Source organism: Pseudalgibacter alginicilyticus (assembly GCF_001310225.1).
Classification (GTDB): Bacteria; Bacteroidota; Bacteroidia; order Flavobacteriales; family Flavobacteriaceae; genus Pseudalgibacter; species Pseudalgibacter alginicilyticus.
On the sequence record NZ_CP012898.1, the window covers coordinates 249,123 to 273,213 of the forward strand.

Genomic DNA, 24,091 nt, shown 5'->3' on the forward strand with positions numbered 1-24,091 from the left:
TTAAATTATGAAAAAACAATTACTCACAATTTTAATAGTGACTATGTTTACTTTAGTTACTAACGCTCAAGATGATTATGTGCTTCAGTTTGATGCCTCCAATTCACAACGCTTAAGGTATCTTACAACAGAACATGATGTTTTGGATACTAAATTGAATGGAGCAACAGATTACACAATTGAGGTTTGGGTAAAACCAACAAGCACAGAAATCAATAATACTGTAGTGCTAAAAAGGTGGAATCAATTTGCAATTACTTTGTATCAAGATGATAAAAAGAGATTTTATTTTACACATTATTCAGCATCAGGGAATAAATTTGTTAATAGCCAGTATAATGTTATTAATATAAATGAATGGAATCATCTGGTTGTTATTTGTAATTCTAATACAAATTCTATTAAATTATTTGCCAATGGGGTTGAGGTTACTGGTGATTCATTAGGAAATCCAACAACAGAAGGTGCTTTAGCATTAGAAACGTCACCAATCGGTACTAATAATTTTTATATAGGAGCCAGTGGTTCTGGTACCTCTTATTTTACGGGGCAAGTAGATAAAATAAGAGTGAAAAATGAAGCCTTAAATATAGGGGATTTACAATCTGATATAACGGATGCTGATTATATCGCAGATAGTAATACGGCTATACTTTATAATTTTAATGAAGGTGCTGGCCTAATAGCAGTTAATGAAGCAGATTCTCAAAATGCCTCGTTGCAATGTAGTTCTAACGATTGTATTTCTGGAGAAACTTGGTGGGTGAATTTAAGTGAAACATTGTCTACTAAAAAGATTTCTGAGACTGGTGGTTTTAGCTTATATCCTAATCCAACGGAAAATAAGTCTTTTACAATTGAAACCACAAATAACGAAAGTATTCAACAGATTGAAATATATGATGCATTAGGTAAACGTGTAAATAAGACTGCTTTTAAAGAAAATACTTTGTTAGTACATTTAGGAGTTGAATTTTTAAAGTCTGGTATTTATATTGTAAAAACAAAAACAAATAAAGGAATATCAATTAAAAAACTAATTGTTAAATAAGGTAATAAAATAAAACCTTTGTTAAATCAATAAAAAGCTGGAATATAATAATATTCTGGCTTTTTGTCTTTAGTGTTAGTGGTTGAATGTGTATTAATGGTTTTTATAAAATCTACTTAATAATCATTTCCGCATACATTTATTTATAGTTGGTTTAAAAAATCTGTTTTTTTACATACTTTTAATTATTTCAAAACATTCTCTCAAATCTTGTAATTATACGGTTTTACTTGATTGATAATCAGAGTTGTACTTGTTTGTTGTTGAGGAGTTATACGTACTTATTGTTTTAAGTAATTTAATTTTGATAACTGTAAATATTTAATATTCATAAATTTTATTAAATATTCGACAAAACGCTTGTTTTTTACGATTAATTGCATAAATTTGTTTTTTCAAACCCTAAAATCGTACACATGAAAATGAAGATTATTTTATTAAGTTTTAGCTTTTTCTTAGCAATGGGAGTTGGTTATGCTCAAAAAAAGAATGAGCCTAAGAGTATTATTAGTGATAATGTTGCAATAAAAAAATATCACAATAAAGAGGAATTAGACCGTATGCAAAAAGGAGAGTTGTTAGAACTGTATAAAGAGCGAATTGAAAGTCTTGTTAAATTATTGCCATATATAGCATTTGCAACTAAACCAGGGGTTACAATGACTACTTTAGGAATACCTAATGATAGTGATAATAGAAAAGCTTTAGATGATCAATTTGAAGCAACCGATGACTTTATTAAAAGCACCGTTGAATTCCAAAATAGAATTTTGCCCTATTCAGACACAAATAATTTAATATCGGCTATTTTATTTTATGAAGAAACAATGAAATCATTACATGAATATAGTGAGTTTCATTAACTGTGAATTTAATTACTTTAAAATAGGATTTTTCCTAATAATTTAATCTGTGAATTTTAATATTTTTTATATAACATGATGTCGTTCGTCGATTATTATCTTTATCAAAACCATATGATAAATGTATTTTAACGAAAAAATTGGTATTTCATGGAATTTTTTCTATTTTTGGACACTCATAAGAATAAAACAAATTTTGTTTTAACAGTAAATATTTTGACTATGAAAAATTTTACCCAAATCATTTTCATATTTCTTTTTGTAACAGGTCATATTTTTGCCCAACAAGAAAAAGGGATTATAGGAGCCGATAACTGGCTAAATAATTGGACACAATTTAAACCAAATCAAGAAGACTATGGTGAACCTACACAGATTCTGGCAGGAACTATTTCTGAAGACACCAAGTTATATAAGAAGGATGTATATCTTTTATTAGGAAACGTATTTGTTACCAATGAAGCAACGCTTACTATTGAGCCTGGTACAGTAATTATTGGGGATTATAAAACTAAAGGTTCTCTAACAATTACAAAAGGATCAGCAATAGTTGCAAATGGCTTGGAAACAGATCCTATTGTTTTTACTTCAAATAGAAGTGTAAAGAGACCAGGTGACTGGGGAGGAATAATAATATTAGGTAATGCGCCTACTAATAAGTTTGGAAATGGATCTGTAGCTTCTTATTATTCACAACCTAATTCAACCATATATCAAAATTCAAACTATGGTGGTGAAAATCCTTTAAGTAATTCAGGTATATTACGTTGTGTACGTATAGAATATGCAGGAAATAGAATTAATACTACCGATTATTTTAGTGGTTTGTTATTGGCTGGAGTAGGAAATGAAACTGTGTTAGAAAATATTATGGTAAGCTACTCTGCTGGGAATTCTTTTGATATCTGGGGTGGAAATGTTGATTTACATCAAGCGGTTTCATATAAATCTAGTCAAAATGATTTTAAATTTAATTTAGGAGCTCAAAGTAAATTACTAAACTCTTTAGCTGTTCGGTCTCCATATATTTCTAGTAGTAGCCGGTCTAGATGTTTACAGGTTATTTCCTATGAAAAAAAGGAGGAGGTAGATTTTACCAAGAAAGGAACATCTGTAATTGCTCAAAATTTAACCTTGTTGAATGATAGTGATGATGTGCAGGCAGATATTGACAAAGGTTTAGTAAATGAGGGTGTGTATGTTGGTCAAAATGCTTCGCTTGACATGAGTAAAAGTGTTATTTCAGGGTTTAATCCAGCTGTTTTGTATGATGAAAATATTGTTATCAATCAGGAAAATTTAGAAAAAATAAGGTTTACATCTATGTATTTCAATAATTGTAATGGAAATATTTTTGTTGATAATTATTCTAATAATGACGATTTGGAAAACTGGTATGGAAATAGTGCTTTTTTTAATGTGTATTCTAAAAGTGATAATTCTGAAACATTTATAGATTTGAAAAACCAGAAACGACCAGATTTCAGGTTGCGTATCAATAAAATTATAGCATCAAATGATGTTGATCGGGATTAAAAAAAATAGAATCATAAATAGCAAAACTTAATATAACTATAAGTAAATCATAATTTATTGTTTGAATTTTATGTGTTAGAATAATTTCTATTACTATAAAAAGAATGATGATTATTGTATCTGAGAAGAATTTGTTTATTAATGTAAATAATATTGAATGAAGAATTTTTTACGTATTAAAATTGCTGTTTTTGTTCTGTTTTGTTTCTCTCAAATTGTTAATGCTCAAATGATTATAGGGAAGCCTAGTTTGGGTTTTACGCAAGCTTGTGCAAGTCCTTCATTTAATACATATTATGTAACATTCACTTTTTCAGAAGCAGAATTAGGTGTTTCAAATCAGTTTATTTTAGAGCTTTCTGATGAAACAGGAAGTTTTTCAAATCCTACAACAGTATTTAGTTCAACAACAGGAAGTGTAACGGCTTCTCCTGCAACTTTAAGTTTTGAATTACCAGATACCGCATCTGGTGAGGCTTATAAAATTAGAGTTAAAAGTACAGATCCAATAGCTTTAAGTGGAAATTCTAATGGGTTTCCGGCTTATTATAAAATTCAGGATTCGCCATTTTCAATCAATAATTTAATAGAAACAGGGGTTTATTGTTCAGGAGGAAGTTATTTGTTAACAATTGATAACCCTGGTGATGATATGAATGATTCGCCATTACAATATCCAGCTCTTACATTTAATTGGTATAAAGAAACAAGTCCAACCACTTCTGTTTTTGTTGCCTCAGGAAATAGTTTATCTGTAGATGAGCCAGGAACTTATTTTGCAGAAACCAACTACGGTACCTGTACATCCAATTCTTTTTCAAATAGAGTAACTATTAGCCAAGCAACTTCGGGAACCGTAACAACAGAAATTACCTCTAGTTTAGGAAATCCTTTTTGCCCTAGTGATGGAGCGACTGTATTGAGTGTGGGTGCTGGTAATGGTTTTCAATGGTTCAAAGATGGAGCTGAAATTTCTGGAGCTACAACTCAAACATATGAAACGAATGTGTCTGGAATTTATTCAGTAAATATAGATTTAGGAGGTTGTTCAGCTAGTGCAAGTATAGATTTAAGAAATATAGATTTTATGAGCGAGGTGGATGTGCCTGAGATTAATTATGTAGAGGAAGGTGAGTCTTTGGTTGTTACGGTTACTACAGATGCTATTAATCCAGAGTTTGAATGGTTTTATAATGAAAATACCATTTCGGGAGAGATTACTAACAGTTATGAAGCCACACAGGCAGGAAATTATAGCGTAGTTGTCTCTCAAACAACAGGTTGTTTAGCATCTGTTGAACATATTTTTAGTGTTAGTGAGCAATTTCCAAATGTAAATAATATACCCAATTTTATAAGTCCAAATGGTGATTCTAAAAATGAGAAATGGATAATTCCACAAGAATATGTAAGTGGAACAAATACAGAAATTACAATATTTGATTATAGAGGTAACATCGTTTTTAAAACTGATAATTATCAAAATAATTGGCCAGAAAGCACCTTGGATTTTAAAGATGTAAATCCTGTTTATTATTACATCATTACAACTCAAGATCAAAAAACAAAAAAAGGATCAATAACGGTTATAAAATAAAATGCTGAAAAACATACTACATATAGCATTGGTTTTCTGTTTTGTACAGGTGTCTTTTTCACAAGAGGATGGTGTTGTTGCCCTTAATCTACCTGTCAGAAATTCTTTAAAATTTAATCAATATGTAGTTAATCCTACCTTTAGTTTTGTAAGACAGCAAAATAAATACATCAGTTTTTCTAATAAAAGAGAGTGGATGCAGTTTGATGATGCACCACAAACATATCTGTTCAGTTATTCTGGTAGATTTAAAGAAAACTCAGGAATGGGAGTTGGTTTTTTTCAGCAAAATTACGGTGTACTAACAACCTTTGGAGGTGTACTAAACTATGCCTATAATGCAGTCTTGAACCGAGATAGTAATTTAACTTTTGGTATGAATTTAGCTTTTTATCAAAGTGGTTTGAATACAGGTAGGTTAATTGGAGATGTGTCAGATGCTTCTTTAGATAATACCCCTACTAATTCTATAATTACAGTTAACCCTGGTATTAATTATGGTACTGGTTTTTTTGACTTTGGGGTGTCTTTAAATAACATAGTCTCATATAATTTAAAAACATCAAAGATGCTTGAGGACAATCCGGAGCAAAGTATTCAAGGACATATTATGTATACGGGGTATGTTGATAGCCGAGGTTTTTTTGATGAAAGTAAGTTTTCAAGCTTAGTTAGATCGGAATTTAAAAATGATATAACTGTTATTTCTGGAATAGTAATGTTAACGGTTCCTAAAGGTATTTGGGCACAAGCAGGATATAATACGCTTTATGGATTTTCAGCTGGAGTAGGTTTTAATATAAGCTCCCAAATTGCTTTAGAATATAATTATGAAAAAAGTATAGATGCTTTTTCTAATTTCGGGAGTTCTCATGATATTACATTAGCCTATAAATTTAAAAATAAATACAGATATGATTACAGTGGAGATGATGATGAGGAAGCTTTTATTATTCCTAAGAAAAAGACAAACCGCGCAGTAGCTAAAAGAAAGGTAACTAATACTGGAAATGTAGATAGACAAGCTATAGCTGAGGCAAAAATTAGAGCCAGAGCTGAAGCGGAAGAAAAAGCAAAAGCCAAGGCGGCTGATAGAGCTAAGTTGGTAGAGGCGGTAAAAGCAGAAAGAGAGGCCTTAGTTCAGGAGAAAGTGCAAGTAGCATCAGTTCCTGAAACAGAAGCAGCTATTGAGATTGAAGAAGATAATCAAGCCAAATTAGAAGAAGCAGCAAGGTTAAAGGCAGAAGAAGAAGAAGCAAGATTAAAAGCTGAAGAAGCAAATAGAGTGCGATTGGCAGAGGAGGCTAAGGCTAAGCTAGAAGAAGAAGCTCAACAATTAGCGGCAGCAAAAGCAGCCGAGGAAGCGCAAGCTAAGTTAGCAGAAGCAGCAAGGTTAAAGGCAGAAGAAGAAGCAAGATTAAAAGCTGAAGAAGCAAATAGATTACGATTGGCTGAAGAGGCTAAGGCTAAGTTAGAAGAAGAAGCTCAACAATTGGCAGCAGCAAAAGCAGCTGAGGAAGCGCAAGCTAAATTAGCAGAGTCAGAAAGAGTTAAAACAGAAGAGGTGTCTAATAGTGTGGTTCCTGAGCCCATTGATGCAGCATCAAGAGCTATGAGTGATTTAGCAAAATCCACTGAAGATTCAAGAATAATTCAGCAGGAATTGATAGAAAGATTGACGGAATCTGTTGCTATAAAAGAACAAGATCTTAAAGATTTAAAAGAAGAAAATGATTTGAGCGAACAGGGTATTTTTAGTGCGCCAAAAGCATTTAAAAGTGTTACAGCAGAAAATGCAGCATTGGAGTCTTTAAAAGAAGAAATTGATAACGTTTTAGAATCTCAAGGTACCCAGATAGCAGAGTTAGAAAAATTATACAATGCTAGAATCAAGGAGTTGCCAAATAAAAATGACGAAATAAACGCTTATTATTTAAAAACAATTGAAGAGTTAAAAGCAGATCAGTCTGAAGTAATTAGGATAAAACAAAACTTAGTTTCAGAGTTAGAAAGTATCAAAATTGCAACTGATTTTGAAAGAAAACGACGTATAAAACGTGCTGCATATGATAATGAGCAAGACCGCTATGTGAAGGATAGAGCAGCTTTAAAGCAAATACAAGAGTTTACTCCACAGAGCTCTGAGCCATTAAGTGTTGAAGATTTTGATTTTGGAGAAGAACAAAATAAAAACATTCAAATTTTAAAGGATGTTAAAAATGTTGAAAACGGCTATTATTTAGTTTTAGCGGTGCATAGTGATGTTGCTAAAAGAGATGAGTTTTTAACCAAAGCAGTATCTCTTGGTCAGACTAATATAGACTTCTTTTATGATGTAAATACAAGTAAGTATTTCATTTACTACAATAAATTTAATGATGTAGAAGCTGCTAGACAAGCAATGGAATCTAAGGAGAGTGCCCCATATAACGATAGGATGTCTATGGTTAAAATAGAAAATTAATTGTTGTTGCTGCTGCTACCTCTCATTTTTTATCTAAAAAAATAAATTTTTAATAAAGGCAGAACAGAGTGTATCATTCAATCTGTTCTGCCTTTTTTTTAAAAATTTTATACTTCAGTTTTCTTCATAATTTCATCAAATATTTAAGAAAATTATCAAAAACTACTAACTGTATTTAATTACTTACATATATATTATTATTTTTAGATAAAAGGAAATATTTAACGTTGAATAGTGTTAATTATTGTTTCTGTTTTCATTTTTTCATTTTTTTTTACGATATTTACACGTTGAAAAACATTAAAATCGGATGAAATGCATTTTTTTGAAAGAATACACTTATATATTATAAATTTATTTACTAAAGTTAATCCTAAGTGTCTTTTCTTTTTATAAGCCCTAATAGAGAAGAAAGACTAAATATCCTTACTATGAAAAAAACTACTTTTTTTAAACTGATATGCTCATTTTTATATCATTTATTTTGTGAATCAGATAAGTCGCTTAAAGTATTAGTTTCTCATAAATTATTATTAAAGCATTTGTCAACCGATAATTCTTTTTATCAACCGAAAAGAGTAATTAACAAATTAATTTTTTCAATAATATTTTTAATTGGATTTATAAGTGTTGCTCAAGTAGCAGCTCCATTCACACCTAGATTGCCAGGTGGAAGTATAAAAGTAAAAGGAGATGTTGTTTTAATTGGGAATCAAATTATAACAGCTAAAGGTTTGTCGCTTCCATATACAGGGAGTAGTAATAATAATAGTTATGAAGGGGTTTATGTAAATGTGGCTAGTGGGGGCGATCCTAATATTTTTAGTTCAAGTAGTGCGGACTTAGATATAGATAATTCTTGTAAAAAAATATTATATGCTGGGTTATACTGGGCATCGGTATATCCAAATGAAATTGGTGATGGAAGTAGCTTTGGGGGTACGCAAAGGTATGATGATTGGAATGAAATTAAATTTAAATTGCCAACAGGTGGTTTTATAGATTTAGTGGCGGATAATGATCCGGACCCCTCGGGTGAGGAAGACGATATTATTTTTGATGGTTATGATTATTCCAATATTAATAATTCATTCAAGGATTCTCCTATAATTTGTTATAAAAATGTAACAGGTTTATTACAAGGTTTAACGGAATCAAATGGAGAATATACGGTGGCAAATGTAAGAGCAACTAGAGGAAAGAGAATTGGAGGTTGTTCAGCTGGTTGGACCTTAGTGGTTGTTTATGAAAGTCCAACACTTCCTAGTAAATTTATTACACTATTTGATGGTTATGCGGGGGTGAAAAGTGGTGCGGAACTTCCTATTCCAATTTCTGGATTTCAAACACTTCCATCGCCATTACCTGTAAATGCTAATTTAGGGGTTGCTGCTTTGGAAGGCGATATTGGTCTTAGTGGAGATTCTTTTCAATTTAAAGCGAGTACATCAGGATCTTTTACACGAATTAGTGATGCGTTAAATTCAAGTTCTAATTTCTTTAATTCAAGAATTACAAGAAATGGGGTTCATGTTCTTAACAGAAATCCTGCCAGTACAAATACATTAGGTTTGGACATTAATGATGTTAAATTACCTAACCCAGGTAATATTGTTTTGCCAAATGACGCAACTGATGGAGATTTGAAATTAACAACAAGTGGCGATGGTTATGGTGCTTTTTTAGCAACTTTTTCAGTTGAAATTATTGAGCCTAAAATCACACTTACTAAAATTGTTGAAGATCCTTATGGTAATGATATAAGTAATGCAGTAGTTAATCTTGGTGATGAGTTAAACTATGTGATTGGTTTTCAGAATACAGGAAATGATGATGCTAAAAATTTAATAATAAGAGATATACTGCCAAATAATATTGATTTTGATATTTCTACTGATTTAGAAGCACTGCCAAGTGGTGTAACAATACAAAGCTATGATCCAATAAATAGAGAAATAATTTTTGCAGTAGATGATAATGTTGTAAAACAAAATGATCCTGTAAAAGAAATTAGATTTAAGGTTTCTGTAGTTACCTCATGTAGTTTATTAAATGATGCTTGTGATAATATTGTTAGTAATCAGGCTTATGTTACCTATAACGGAACCGTTAATTCAGATTTTGCTATTTCAGACGATCCCAGCTATAGCACTAATACTGGCTGCTTAATAACACCAGCAGCAACAAATTTTTTAGCAGACCTTGATGATTGTATTTTTGAAGAAGAAGTGATATTATGTGGAGCAAGTACTGAATTAAGAGCTGGTGATGGCTATGATTCTTATTCATGGTCTACAAGCCCAACAGGTACACCAGTTATTGGAGATACACAGAGCATAACCGTGACAGAAATAGGTACATATTATGTGAATAACACAGCTTTAGCTCCTTGCCAATCTTCACAGCAAATATTTGAGGTTAAGAGATTTGGAACAACAGTTGATAATCCTGTTTTACCCTACGCAGATGAAGTGGTTACTTGTCCTAATGATGGAAAAAAATTGCCAAATATTTTTATGTGTGGAGCCAATGATACCAGATTGATTCAAACAGGTATTTCTGATACTTCTTCCATGATTTGGGAAAAATTAAATGAATCGAGTTGTACCGCAGTAGTTAATCAAGATTGTGCCAATGAAGGAGATACTTGTGCCTGGGTTCCGGTTGGATCAGGACCTGATTTTTTAGTAGATACTTCGGGACAATATAGGTTGACCTTAAATTATTCAGGAGGATGTTTTAATCAATTTTATTTTAATGTTTATACCAATTTATTAGTACCTACGGTTTCTTCACATGATATTGTGTGTACAACTCTTGGAGAAATAACTGTTGGAGGTGTACCGAGCGGATATGAGTATAGTATTGATGGTGTGAACTATCAAGATGAAAATGTGTTTTCAATTTCAACCCCAGATGTATATACAGTATATGTTAAACAGAAAAATGTAAGTCCCAATCCTTGTATTTTTACTGTACCAGATGTTCAAATAAGACAGCGTAATTTTACAGTTTCAAAAATTATTGAACAGCCATTTTGTAATGGAGATAAGGGAAATATAATTTTGGCAGCTAATGATGCACGTCCTCAATATACTTTTACTATTTCCCAAGGCGCTACAGTAGTAAATAGTACAGGCTTGATTGTAGATGGAAATTATGTATTTGAAAATTTAAACCCAGGAATCTATACAGTAGATGTTACTACTGAAGATGGTTGTGCCTTTACTGATGATATTGAAATAATTGAGCCAGATTTATTAACAGCAACGTCAGCTCTTACCAAACCTATAACTTGTACAGATGGAGAGATTACAGTGTACCCAGTAGGAGGTACGGCACCATATTTTTATTTTGTTAATAGTAGTACAGAATTTCAAACGGAACCAGAAATTGTAGTAACAACTTCAGGAGTTTATGATATTACGGTAGTAGATTCTAATAATTGTACAACCGAAACTTCCATTACAGTAAATCAAATGGATATACCTGACTTTACTGTTAATTCAATAGATTTATTGTGTTATGGTTCAAATGCTGGAGAAATAGAGTTTAATGTTACTGATGCAAATGGTTATGCCATTGAGTACAGTATAGATGATGGTGCATCATATAGTGCAACACCAATATTTTCTAATTTAGAAGCTGGTACATATCAAACTATTATTAAGTATAGTATAGATGGTTATGAGTGTTTTAGTACTGCTCAGGAAATAATTATAACACAACCTGATGAAACTTTAACAGCTTCAAGTGGCGTTTCAGAGTTAGCAGGCTGCGGCCCTTCAGGCGAAGGTAAAATACGTATCACCAATCCGCAAGGGGGAACTCCATTTTCAGGACCGAATCCATATGAGTATAGTTTTGATAATCAAGCAACTTGGGTAACAACTAACGAGGCAACTGTTATGCCTGGAAATTATACATTATATATCAGAGATGCTAATGGATGTATTTACTCTATGCCAAATATTGTTTTAAATCCTGAGCCAGTAGCACCAACCATTACAGTGGATGATCCCATTTTTAATTGCGATGGTACAGCTGGTACTACGGTAACGATAACTAATCCGGGTAGTGATTCTTTTACTTATAATTATTTTTTAGATGGTGTTGAAAATCCAAATACTTCTGACCCTAAAACGTTTTTAAATGTGCCAGAAGGTTCTCATACCATCACTGTTGAGTATGTTTTATCTACAGTGCCAACATATAGTAATTTATTATATGAAACTTTTGGATACGGTGAAGATACGTCGTCACCTGGAATAAATCCAACTTATTACTGTTTTGAACGTCAGGTGGCAGCAACCCAATGTAAAAATAGTATTAGTATTAATGATGGAGATTATTCTGTTACAGCAAATATTGTAAGTCCTTTTGGTAGCTGGATGAATCCTGTAGATCATACACCACAAACAACCCCTCCAACTCCAAAGGGTAGGTATTTGGTAGTGAATATTGGAGCTACTATTCCTGCAACTGAAATTTTATATGAAAAAATGATTAATGATATTATTCCTAATCAACCAATAAATGTAGAGTTTTTTGCTATGAACTTGCTGAAATCTGGTAATCAGTATGATCCAAATTTAACAGTAGCATTAGTGGATGGATCTGGGTCAGAGATTTCTTCATTTAATACTGGAGAAATTCCAAAATCTCAAGTTTGGGAAAATTATCCTAAAACACCAATGACTTTAGATCCTGGTTCAAATACAAGTTTAAAATTTATAGTAAGGTCTAATGTGCAACAAACTAATGGAAATGATGTGGCGATTGATGATATCAGGGTGTTTCAACTCCCTGAAGTATGTACTACTCAAGTTGAGTTTCCATTTTTTGTAAATTCAGGAAATGCTTTTACAGCCGAAATAACAGGATATAGTGATGTTACTTGTACTGGTGCTAATACTGGTACAATTGTAATAGCAGCTCAAAATTTTGATGCTACAAATGGTTATCAATATTCTATAGATAATGGTGTTAATTGGATTACGCAAACAACATCACCATATACTATTACAGGATTGTCAGCTGGTACTTATGATGTTTTAATACGTTATGACGATACATCTACAGGTTGCGAATATAGTTTTACACCAACAATTTCAGAACCTACTTCTTTAGGGGTGGATGTTGATGTAACACCAGCAACATGTCTTACTGGAGCAACTATTACTGCAACAGGAACAGGAGGTACTGCTGCTTATACTTATGAATTATTAGATGATGTAACATTAAATCTTGTTTCAGATTTTCCTCAAAATGGTGTTTTAACGAACGTTAGTACAGGTGATTATGTTATAAGGGTTACAGATAGTAATGGATGTACTGCAACCTCACTATTAAGTTTAACAAACCCGTCACCTCCTACGGCAACTATTGAAACAACCTCAGATTTATGTTATGATATAAATAATGGCGCAACACTTGAAGTCTTGGCTTCAGGAGGACAAACGCCTTATGAATACCGTATTAATGGTGGTTCGTTTGGACCGAGCAATGTGTTTGATAATTTAACACCAGGAAATTATGATATAACAGTAAGAGATGCTAATGGTTGTGAGTTTGATTTGGCAACACAAACTATTGCTGAACAATTACTGGTTAGTACCATTTTAACAAAAGATTTAGACTGTACAGTTTCTCCTGATGCTGTAATTACAGGGACTATTTCAGGAGGTTATGCACCTTATACTTATGAAGTTTCAATAAATGGAGCTGCGTTTGCATCTTTAGGATCAGCAGGTACGCCATTTACATACTCAACACCAAATGATGGTACATATCAATTTAAAATTACAGATGCACAAGGGTGTGAAGCTTTATCAACAGTAACTACTGTAAACGTACTAACCTTGCCAGAAATTAATTCAGTAACTGAAGTGCAATCTATTTTATGTCATGGAGGTAGTGATGCTGCCATTCTAGTAGATATCAACAATACAGTGGGTACGCCAGCATTTACTATAAATGTATATAATAATACCACTTCAACAGATTACGGTACTCAAACATCAGGCCTGCCAGCTGGTGAATATATTGTAACCTTAACAGATGACAAGTCTTGTGAAGATACCGAAACCATAACTATTACCGAACCAGATCCTTTAGTTTTAGATTATGATGTGGATCCTATTACATGTAATGAGATAACGGGAGAGTCTTTAGGTAAAATAACGATAAATAGTGTAATCGGCGGAACACATGATTATACATATCATATAACAGGAAATGGAATAGATGAAGCGTTTACAGGGCAAACAGGGGGTACTCAATTTGTTGAAGTGGTTGATTTTGGTTTGTATGAAATTATTATTACCGATGCCAATGGTTGTTCTGAAATAGTTCAAGATGTATTGGTGGCATCTCCACCAGATGATTTGGAAATTAACATTAATACTGTCGCTGTAGATTGTTTAACAGGAGGAACAGCAGAGATATCTGTAGGAACACCTTTAGCAGGTTCGGGGCCTTATTATTTTGCTATTTATACAGGACTAGGAATGACTTATCCGGGAGTAGAATGGCAAGCTGAAGACCCTTTGAATCCCGGACAAACAACATTTGATAATTTAATACCAGGAATTACCTATACATTCATTGTTTATGATAGTTATACAGGGTGTTATTATTATGAAACTGCTGATATAGCTGTGGAAACCAATTCTGAGTTGATTGTAGATGCAGTAACATCAAACAATATTACTTGTAAAGGCAGTGCAGATGGTAATGTTAGTTTTGATATAACGAGTACTTATGCTACAGATACCAATGTTAGCTATGAGGTATTGAATTCATTAACATTGGCGCCCATAGTAGGTGTTTCAGGTGTAGGGGTAGTCCCCGCAAGTGGTACTTTGTCTGTAACAGATTTAGGACCGCTGCCATTTGGTAATTATATAGTAGTAGTAACTGAAGGAGTAGGCGCTGATAATGAAGGGTGTAATGCGGTAACAGAAACACCTTTTAATATTACAGAATCAGCTATTCCTCTATCAATTTCTACTTCAATAACTAAAAATGCTAATTGTAATCCAGACTCTGGTGTTATTAGTGCTATAGGAAAAGATGGTACAGCACCTTATACTTATCAATTAACAACATCATCAACGGCACCAGCGGCAACAGATGCTAATTGGGATTCTACAAGTGTTTTTAATGTAGGTGCAGGGACTTATTATATATATGTTAAAGATGCATATGGTTGTATTGTATCTGGTACAGAAACGGTTGTTGAAGACCCAACTCCTGTGGTTGCTGCTTCTGTAAATACTCAATGTAATGTTGCAGAAGGTGATTTTTCAATAGATGTAACTTTACCTACTTCAGGTATTACCCCACATAGTTTTAGTATCAATGGTGGTGCTTTTCAAGTAAGAACGACCCCTTTTACTATTGACAATTTATCGTCAGGAACACATACTATTGAAGTTCAAGATGCTAATGGTTGTGGAAATCTAGTAACAGTTGAAATTGAACAGCCTTTAGGTTTAACGTCTAAAATTAATGCTTTAGCAACTTGTTATGCCGATGATGGAGAAATATCTGTAACAGCCTATGGAGGAACAGGGAATTATAGTTATGAAATAATTTCACCTATTGTAGTAGCTGCCCAACCGTCTAATATTTTTACAGGATTGGCAGATGGCACTTATACTATTAGGGTTAATGATACATCAACAGGATGTAATACCGAGGTAATTGTTACTTTAATACCACCAACTCCAGTAACCTTTACGACGAGTACGACAGATGTAACTTGTAACGGAGGAAATGATGGTACGATTACGGTAACATTACCTGTAACTAATGATAACCCAATTTATACTTACGAAATTACAGCACCAGCAGCTTCTGCGGTTGGTCCTCAAACTTCGAATGTATTTGCAGGTTTAAGTGCAGGTACTTATACCGTACAAGTAAACTCAGGTAGAGGGTGTATTGCTACAGAAGATGTTGTAGTGTCAGAAGCCGTTGCAATAACTATAGATGCCACTTCAGTTGTAGAATATGCCTGTTCTGCAGGCTTAAATGCTGTAAACTATGCATCAATAAGTGTGTCAACAGTAAGTGGAGGTTCAGGAACTTATACAAACTATGAGTTTATTAAAGGAGGGACTATCTTACAGTTTGGCCCTCAAACAACTTATACAGAAACTGACTTTTCTGGGGGGACTTATACTATAAATGTATATGATGACAAAGGATGCTTAGGAACTACTACAGAAACTATTACGCCTTTTACATCTTTAGAAACTTTAAGTGTTGTGGTTGATACTGATATAACATGTACTAATGATGAGGATATTACCGTATCTGTAACAAGTACAGGACCAACTCCTACTAATTTAGAATTTGTTGTTGAAGATATAGATGCAAGCGGTACGCTAGGAGGTATATATTCTGCTACGAATGCAACAGGTGTGTTTACTGGATTACCAATTGGAAATTATTCTATTATAGTTACAAATTTAGATACAAATTGTACGCTTCAAACAGTACATTATGTAAATGATCCAAATACATTCGATCTTACTATTGACTCGGTTGTAGATGTTACCTGTTTTGGTGATAATAACGGTAGTGTTGATGTTACATTTGTTGATAGAACACCTACACCTACAGATAATTCAGGGCCTTTTGATTATACTATTGAGGATAGTTTAGGAAACCCTGTTACAAGTGGTACCATACTAAATGCTGGTCCAGCTACAATTAATGGATTAACTGCTGGAATATATACAATCACAGCTACTTTAACTAATACTCCATTTTGTACGGTAGCAAAAAACTTTACTATATCAGAGCCATCAGAAGCTTTAGCAATAACAGAAACACATACAGAAATTACTTGTGTAAGCGGTAATAATGATGGTTCCATTTCTGTTTCAGCTACTGGAGGTTGGCCAGGTGCTTACCAATATCAATTAGCCACTGCAAGTGGAACTGTAATTGTTCCTTTTGGAGATGTATTTAACTTTACTGGTTTAGTTGAAGATGATTATATTGTTAGTGTTGAGGATGGAAGAGGTTGTATAGCTACAATAGATGTTCGTTTAGTAAATCCACCACCAATAGTAGTTACACTTGTGCCAGATGCTCTTATGTTAGATTGTTTTGGAGATACTGATGGAAGAATAACAGTAAATGCAACAGGAGGACAAGGAAGTAATTATACATATACATTAAATAGTCTTGCACCAACAGTTAGTAGCTCAGGGCCACAAATTTCAAATATATTTGATGGTTTACCTGCGGGAACATATAATGTTTCTGTTACTGATGGTTATAATTGTAGTAGCACTTCAGATGATATTATTATTGAAGAACCAAATCAAGTAAAAGCAGCTTTAGTTTTAGAAACATCTCAAACTTGTGAAGTAGAATCTTTAATTACGTTAAGTGCGACTGGCGGTACAGGAGATTATGAGTATAGTGAAACAGCTTCCTTTGCTTCAATTTTAGGGACATTTACAACATCTACTACGTTTCAAGTACCAGTAGGAACGTATCAATATTATGTAAGAGATACCAATGGTTGTACAGCAAGTGTATCCAATCAAATAACAATAGATCCGCTTGCAGATGTAACTGTTGAATTAGAGGTGATAAATTCATTTATTAATTGTGCAGGAGATATGACGGGAGCTTTTACAGCAACGGCATCCGGTGGTTTAGGTAATTATATTTATACATTACAGGATGAAACTGGAACGGATATTTTACCAGCACCTATCCAAAGTAGTCCAGGTGTTTTTGCAGACCTTCCCGCAGGAACTTATCAAGTACAAGTTGATAGTGATGATTGTTCTGGAGTAAGTGAACAAATTACAATCACGGAACCAGCTAATGCATTATCACTTGTTCATACAGTTACAGATGTAACCTGTTCAGGTGAAAATAATGGTCGTTTAGAAATTACAGCTTCTGGTGGAACAGGAGAAATAAGATACGCCATTTCACCACAATTAAATCAGTTTTTTGAAACATCAATTTTTGAAAATTTATCTCCAGGAATATATCAAGCTATGGCTCAAGATGAATATGGGTGTTTTGTGTTAATTGATTTTGAGATTGAAGAGCCTTCACCTGTTATGGTAAATATAGTACCTAATTCAATATTTCCAGAAATCTGTCAAGGTGATGAAAACGGTGAATTTAGTATTGATATTTCAGGAGGAACCATGCCTTACAGCGTTGCTTTAGATGATGATAATGGTGCTTATTTAACAGGAGGAATAACCCAAACTCAATTTGATTTTACAGGGTTAGTTGGAGGAGATCACATTGTGTATGTGGTTGATGCTTTAGGTTGTGAGTCAGAATGGAATATTACGTTCCCTGAATCTGTATTGATAGAGTCGGAAGTAGATGTAGAATTTGGGTGTATCAATAATTTATCAACAAACACCGTTACCGTAAAGGTAGATGATACTACATTAAACCTTTCAGATTTAGATTATTCATTAAATGGAGGTCCTTATCAAGTTAGTAATGTGTTTATTGATGTGGCACCAGGAATAGATCATTATATAGATGTAAGACATACTAATGGCTGTATTAAAAGAACAGAACTTTTTGATATTGCTCAATATAATCCATTACAACTTGTTTTAGAAGATGGTGAACTAAATGAAATTGTTGCTGTTGCTACAGGAGGAACAGGGACTTATGAATATGCAATAAATGGTGAGCCTTATGTAGATACAAATACCTTTCTTATTTATGCTTCTGGAGATTATACTGTAACAGTTACTGACAGTAATGGGTGTGTGGCTTCAGCTACCAGATATTTTGAGTTTATTGATGTATGTATCCCTAATTATTTTACTCCAAATACAGAAGGATGGGGTCCAGGATGTACTTCGCAATACAAAGCGCTAACGGTAGATGTTTTTGATAGATATGGTAGAAAAATAGCCACTTTAAAAGTTGATGAAAAATGGGATGGTAGATACAATGGAAAAGAATTACCAACTGGTGATTATTGGTATATTTTGAAACTAAATGACGAGAAATATGACCGAGATTTTGTTGGACACTTTACACTTTATAGATAAAAAAATAGTGGTAAAAATTTCTAAATTAAGAATTATGCAAATAAGAAAATCTATCATATACCTGCTTCTTTTTGTTATGGCTGATAGCTATAGTCAAGAGTTAAACTTACCTGTATTTACACAATACTTGGCAGATAATAACTTTGTAGTTTCCCCAACGTACGCTGGTATTGGAGACAATTTAAAAATACGAGCCAATGCATTAACGCAGTGGGTAGGGATAAAAGACGCACCAGATAATCAATCTATTTATGGTGATGTTAGAATTGCTGATCGTAGTGGTGTTGGTTTATCATTTTATAATGATAAAAATGGAAACACCATTCAAACAGGGGCTAAATTTTCTTTTGCCCACCATTTAATTTTGGATTATTACTCCAAGCAGTATTTATCTTTGGGGTTGTCTTATAATATTAATAACTTTAGAGTAGATACTAATAATTTTACTAATGGGGATAGCTCACCAATAAGTAATTCATACATAACGGATGATAGAAGGACATCTAATAACAATTTTGATGTTGGTGTGTTGTATAGGTTTAAAGGTTTTTTTGCAAGTTTTAATGCTAATAATATTTTAAATAAAAACATTGATGAGGATATTAGAAGAGCCGAACCTAATTTGATTTTGAATTATCAATTGTATTCTGGTTATACTTTTAGAGGACCTAAGAAAAGCGGTTTGGAATTTGAACCTTCAGTTTTCTATCAAATGTTTAGTAGTGATAACCGTTCTAGTACTGATGTTAATTTTAAATTTAGAAAATTTGATAGAAAAGAAGATTATTTTTGGGCAGGGATATCCTATCGTTTTTTAAATGATCAATTTTTAAAGCCTTTGAATATAGGGCCTATGGTAGGATTTCAAAAATCTATTTTTTATTTTGGATATGCTTACCAAGTCACTACAAATGAATTGTCTGGGTATAATTCAGGAACACACGTTGTTACTATAGGATTAAACTTTTTACAAGGAATCAGTAACTGTCCATGTACTCAGAGTCCAATACATTAGTGATTGCTCTTTTTTAATTACTTTTTTTCAAGATATTAAAATCATCTTTTTATTTTTAATTAGATGATTTTTTTTATACATAAATCAATCATTTTTTTATCAAGTCTATTTTAATTTTTTATAGTAAAAAAGAAGAACTATCCATCTTTTCTTGGAAAGAAACTTGGTACAATAAAAGAAGAATTCACTCTACTTTGGGGTATAAAACTATTAACGAATTTGAAACAGAAATGTATAACCAAAATGTAGCTGCTTAAATCTCGCAATTAATTGTCCAACTTTTTGTTGCAAGCCCAGTGTTTTTAAGCCTACTTTTTACTACATAAACCTAAGTGAGTTCATTTAACATTTTTTTAAGGAAATTTAGCAGATTATATAGATATTTTAGTGAAAATAAACAAATAGAGCATGTATTTGATTAATTTGAGCATATAATTAAAATTCTATTTAATGAATTTTGCCAATCAAAATTATTAAACTTATAAGTTACATGCAGGTAATTACTGTATGATTTTTATTTATGAAATTAACAGTATCTATAGCTAGCATTTTCACTTTGATTTTATTATCACTCATTGTATTTCCTTTAAATCCTGAAGGACGTAATGATATTGTTTTGTTTTTTGGAAATTTTCATCCATTAATTCTTCATATACCTATAGGAGCATTAATAGGTGTACTTGTTTTAGAATTAGTAAATCTTATAAAGCCACAATTAAATTTAGACAACGGAAGTAAAATATTGCTCTGGTTTACGGCTATTAGTGTTGTGCCTGCAGTCGTTTTTGGTTTTTTTCTTGCTTCAAGTGGAGGTTATAATGAAGAGGTGTTATCATTTCATAAATGGTTGGGGTTGGCTACAGCATTGTTATGCATTTGGTTATTGGTGTTTCGGTTATGGGCTTATACACAATCAACAAAACAGATTAAAGTCTATCAATTTTTATTATTAATAAATGTTATTTTACTTTCATTTGCAGGTCATTACGGTGGGTCTTTAACCCATGGTTCAAATTATTTAACAAAAGACATGCCTTTAGGTATGAAATCTTTTTTGGGAGTTGAAGCCACAGAAGCAGAACGTATGGTGTCTTCAATTAAAGAACAATCAGCAGAAGGTGCTATATCTCAACTTGCCTTAACTTTTGCAGATACCATTCAACCATTAATGACTAAATATTGTTTTGATTGCCATAATGCAAACAAACAAAAAGGCGATATCCGATTAGATATTTTAGGTTGGGATATGAAAAAGGTAGAGCATGTTAAGCATTGGCGAATTGCATTAGATGAGGTTGTAAACAGAAATATGCCTCCTGAAGATGAAAAACAGTTAACAGAAGTAGAAAGGAAAAACATTATAGATTGGATTACAAATTCTTTAAATGAAATTAGTCCAGAAATTAAAGATCAAGAAATTAAGCTCGCAGAAGAAGAAAAAGCTAAGGAAGAAGAGGCATTAACCATGGTATTGCCTAAATTAGATCCAAACGTTAAAATGCCTACCCAGGCTTTAAAGTATGTTAATGACGTTCAGCCTATATTGCAAAAATACTGTTATGAATGTCATGGGTCAAGCAAACAAAAAGGAAACATCCGCTTAGATATTTTAAATTGGGATATGGTACATGGTGGAGATGCAGAAAAATGGTACTCAGCTCTTGATGAAATTAATGCAGGACAAATGCCCCCAAAGAAACAGCCACAATTAACAACTGAAGAACGAAGAATGGTAGTAGATTGGGTAACAAATTCTTTAAACCTTGCCGCAGATGTTAAAAGTGCCACTAATAAAGAAGTAACAAGAAGGCTTACTAAATCTCAATACACAAATTCATTGAATCAATTATTAGACTTGCCAATAAATTTTGGAAATGTGTTACCTGATGATGGCAAGTCAAAAATGGGCTTTACTAATAATGGTGACATTCTCCAAATATCTTCATTGCACATTGATTATTATCAAAAAATAGCACGTGAAGCTTTAAATGAAGCGATAGTAACAGGAAAAAAGCCTGAAACAAAAAAATATAAAATCACATTTGGTGCTGGTATTGGAGAAGGAAAAGAAGCAGCTGAGTATGGAGGTTATCAATCGGCAGCTGTTAAAAAAGAAGATTTTACAGTTGATGTTCTAAGTGAACAAGGAGAAAACATAGATGTAGACGATACCATAAAAAAGTTAATAGGTGTTGATATGAGAGGTTCTGCAAGTGATAGATATAGTATTGAAAAAAATGGTCTTGTTTTGTATTCGGCATTACCACATAAAGATGTGCCTCCAAAGTCATGGCAAGGACCATCTCCAAATGCTAAGGTTTTAATTAAAAATAATTACCCTAAATCAGGAAATTTTGTTTTAAGAGTTGAAGCATCAAAAGGAAATGCAATTACATTAAAAGAAGGACTTATTGAATTACGAGAAAACAAGCCAGCCATTCTGTCTTCTGAAACCATACATTTACTAGCTTCAGATGCTACACAACTTACTAATCTTTTACTCAAAGATAATGTGTCATTAGTGCCGTCTCAAATTGATGCATTTACTTCTGCTCGCTATAAATTAACAATTCCTTCTGATGGATTTTATCAAGTAGATTTTGTTCATCCTTTTGTAGCTATGGAAAATATGCCTTCTTTTTTATTAGAAATAGGAACTTTTAATAAAATTCAAGAGCGTTTAAAATTTTCTAAAGAGCAGGAAAATGAACAACAGATAGTCACTCCTGTGACTTTAGCATACTTAAAAAAGGGAGATTATAAATTACGAATAGGGGGTGATTTTTTTGTTGGTTTTAGTGAAATTAGAATTACACCATTAGATGAAGATAGTGAATTAACTAAAATTCTGAAATCGGAAGCAGCAAAAAATCAAGAGAAATATGAAGATTTAATTCCATCAATAAAGACTTTTATAGGAACCCGAACAGATGATGGCATGGATTATAGTACGTTTGGGCCAACAAAAGAAGTTACTTCAGATGTAGGCGATTTTAAAACATTTGAATTTACAGGTCGTTTAGAAAATTTGCCAGTTCCTGTTTTTGACCCTGTTGAAACAGAAATTTTTGCAAATACCATGATTGTTGGTCTTTGGAACAATCATTTAGTCAAAAACAAAGGAGAAAATGGACCTGCGTTATTAGTAAAATCTATAGAGCTTGAAGCTCCTTACCATCCTGTTTGGCCTCCAAAAAGTCACACAACTATATTTTTTGATTCTCCAAATAAACAAAATTATGAGATTTATACAGCTGAAGTTTTAAAGTCGTTTATGGAAAAAGCTTTCAGACGTCCGTTAATAGAAGGGGAGTTAGAGCGTTATATGGAGTTTTGGAAATCTACAAAAGACAACTTTAATAGTTATGAAGATAGTGTTAAAGAAGTTTTAGTTGCAATTTTGTGTTCACCTAATTTTTTATATTTATTGGAGTCGGATAATTCTAAAGAAAAAAAATCCAATGATCAATATTTGTTAGCTTCCAAAATGGCCTATTTTTTATGGAATTCGCCACCAGATGATACTTTAATAGAACTAGCGGAAAAGGGAGTATTGAATAAAGAGTTATCAAACGAAGTTTCTAGGATGATAAAAAGTCCTAAAATATTAAAAATGATTGAAGCTTTTGCTTACGAATGGTTGCGTATTGATAGGTTAAATGGCATGAGTGCCAATATGAATATGTATCCGGATTTTACACGATTTGTAAAGCAAGATATGGCTAAAGAGACCTATAATTTTATTTATTATGTTTTAGATGAAAATAAAAGTATTTTAAACTTTATTGATTCAGATTTTGCAATGTTAAATCAAAATTTAGCAGAGTTTTATGGGATTGATGGCGTTATTGGAAATAATTTCAGGCCTGTAAGTATTCCAAGAGAGAAAAATAGAGGAGGCTTATTGTCACAAGGAGCTTTTTTAACAGGGCATTCAGATGGTGTTCATGCGCATCCCATTAAACGTGCTGTTTGGTTAAAAGAGAAAATATTAGGAGATACACCGCCACCGCCACCACCAAATGTTCCAGAGCTGGATCCTGAAACTCCTGGTTTTGAAAACCTAACATTAAAAGAGCAATTAGAATTACATAGAAATAAAGCGTCTTGTATTGATTGTCATTTAAAAATAGATCCTTATGGTGTTGTTTTTGAAAATTATGATGCAGTAGGTAGATTTCACGAAAAGTTTAAAGGCAGTCTTATTGATTCCAAATCAATACTGCCAGATGGAACAGAAGTAGAAGGTATTAAAGGGATAAAAGAATATATATTAACAAAAAAGAAAGATGCTTTTACAAAATCACTTGTAGAACATTTATTTGCTTATGCTTTAGGGCGTGATGTTAGTTTTTCTGATGAAAAAGAACTGAATACTATTGTAGAAAAAGTGAAGGCAAAGGATTTTAAATTTCAGTCGGTTATTGAGGAAATTATACTTAGTGAATCTTTTTCAAAACATACCAATAAAGTTGATAATAGATTAGCAAAAAACTAAC

General features: G+C 32.6%; 8 protein-coding genes. All 8 read left to right on the forward strand.

Features of this window, described 5'->3' with window-relative positions; genetic code table 11:
- Positions 1 to 7 precede the first annotated feature (7 nt).
- Entirely contained in the window at positions 8 to 1,051 is a 1,044-nt protein-coding gene (locus tag APS56_RS00980; RefSeq protein ID WP_082379214.1) for a LamG-like jellyroll fold domain-containing protein, read from the forward strand.
- Positions 1,052 to 1,467: 416 nt separating this feature from the next.
- Positions 1,468 to 1,914, forward strand: coding sequence for a hypothetical protein (locus tag APS56_RS00985; RefSeq protein WP_054723937.1), 447 nt, complete (start codon positions 1,468 to 1,470; stop codon positions 1,912 to 1,914).
- A gap of 222 nt (positions 1,915 to 2,136) precedes the next feature.
- The gene (locus APS56_RS00990) at positions 2,137 to 3,450 is read left to right on the forward strand and encodes a hypothetical protein (protein ID WP_054731049.1); all 1,314 of its coding nucleotides are present in this window, start codon (positions 2,137 to 2,139) and stop codon (positions 3,448 to 3,450) included.
- Between the two features lie 157 nt (positions 3,451 to 3,607).
- On the forward strand, positions 3,608 to 5,047 hold the full coding sequence (locus APS56_RS00995; RefSeq protein ID WP_054723939.1) for a T9SS type B sorting domain-containing protein: 1,440 nt from the start codon (positions 3,608 to 3,610) through the stop codon (positions 5,045 to 5,047).
- 1 nt (position 5,048) lies between these two features.
- Positions 5,049 to 7,511, forward strand: coding sequence for a PorP/SprF family type IX secretion system membrane protein (locus APS56_RS16680; RefSeq protein WP_082379215.1), 2,463 nt, complete (start codon positions 5,049 to 5,051; stop codon positions 7,509 to 7,511).
- A 431-nt stretch (positions 7,512 to 7,942) separates the two neighbouring features.
- Complete coding sequence (locus APS56_RS01005) at positions 7,943 to 18,577, forward strand: T9SS type B sorting domain-containing protein (RefSeq protein WP_157757585.1); 10,635 nt, start codon at positions 7,943 to 7,945, stop codon at positions 18,575 to 18,577.
- A 34-nt stretch (positions 18,578 to 18,611) separates the two neighbouring features.
- A complete protein-coding gene (locus APS56_RS01010) occupies positions 18,612 to 19,592 on the forward strand; it encodes a PorP/SprF family type IX secretion system membrane protein (protein ID WP_054731053.1) in 981 nt (326 codons plus the stop codon).
- Positions 19,593 to 20,112: 520 nt separating this feature from the next.
- On the forward strand, positions 20,113 to 24,090 hold the full coding sequence (locus tag APS56_RS01015) for a DUF1592 domain-containing protein (RefSeq protein WP_054723942.1): 3,978 nt from the start codon (positions 20,113 to 20,115) through the stop codon (positions 24,088 to 24,090).
- The last annotated feature ends 1 nt before the right edge of the window (position 24,091 follow it).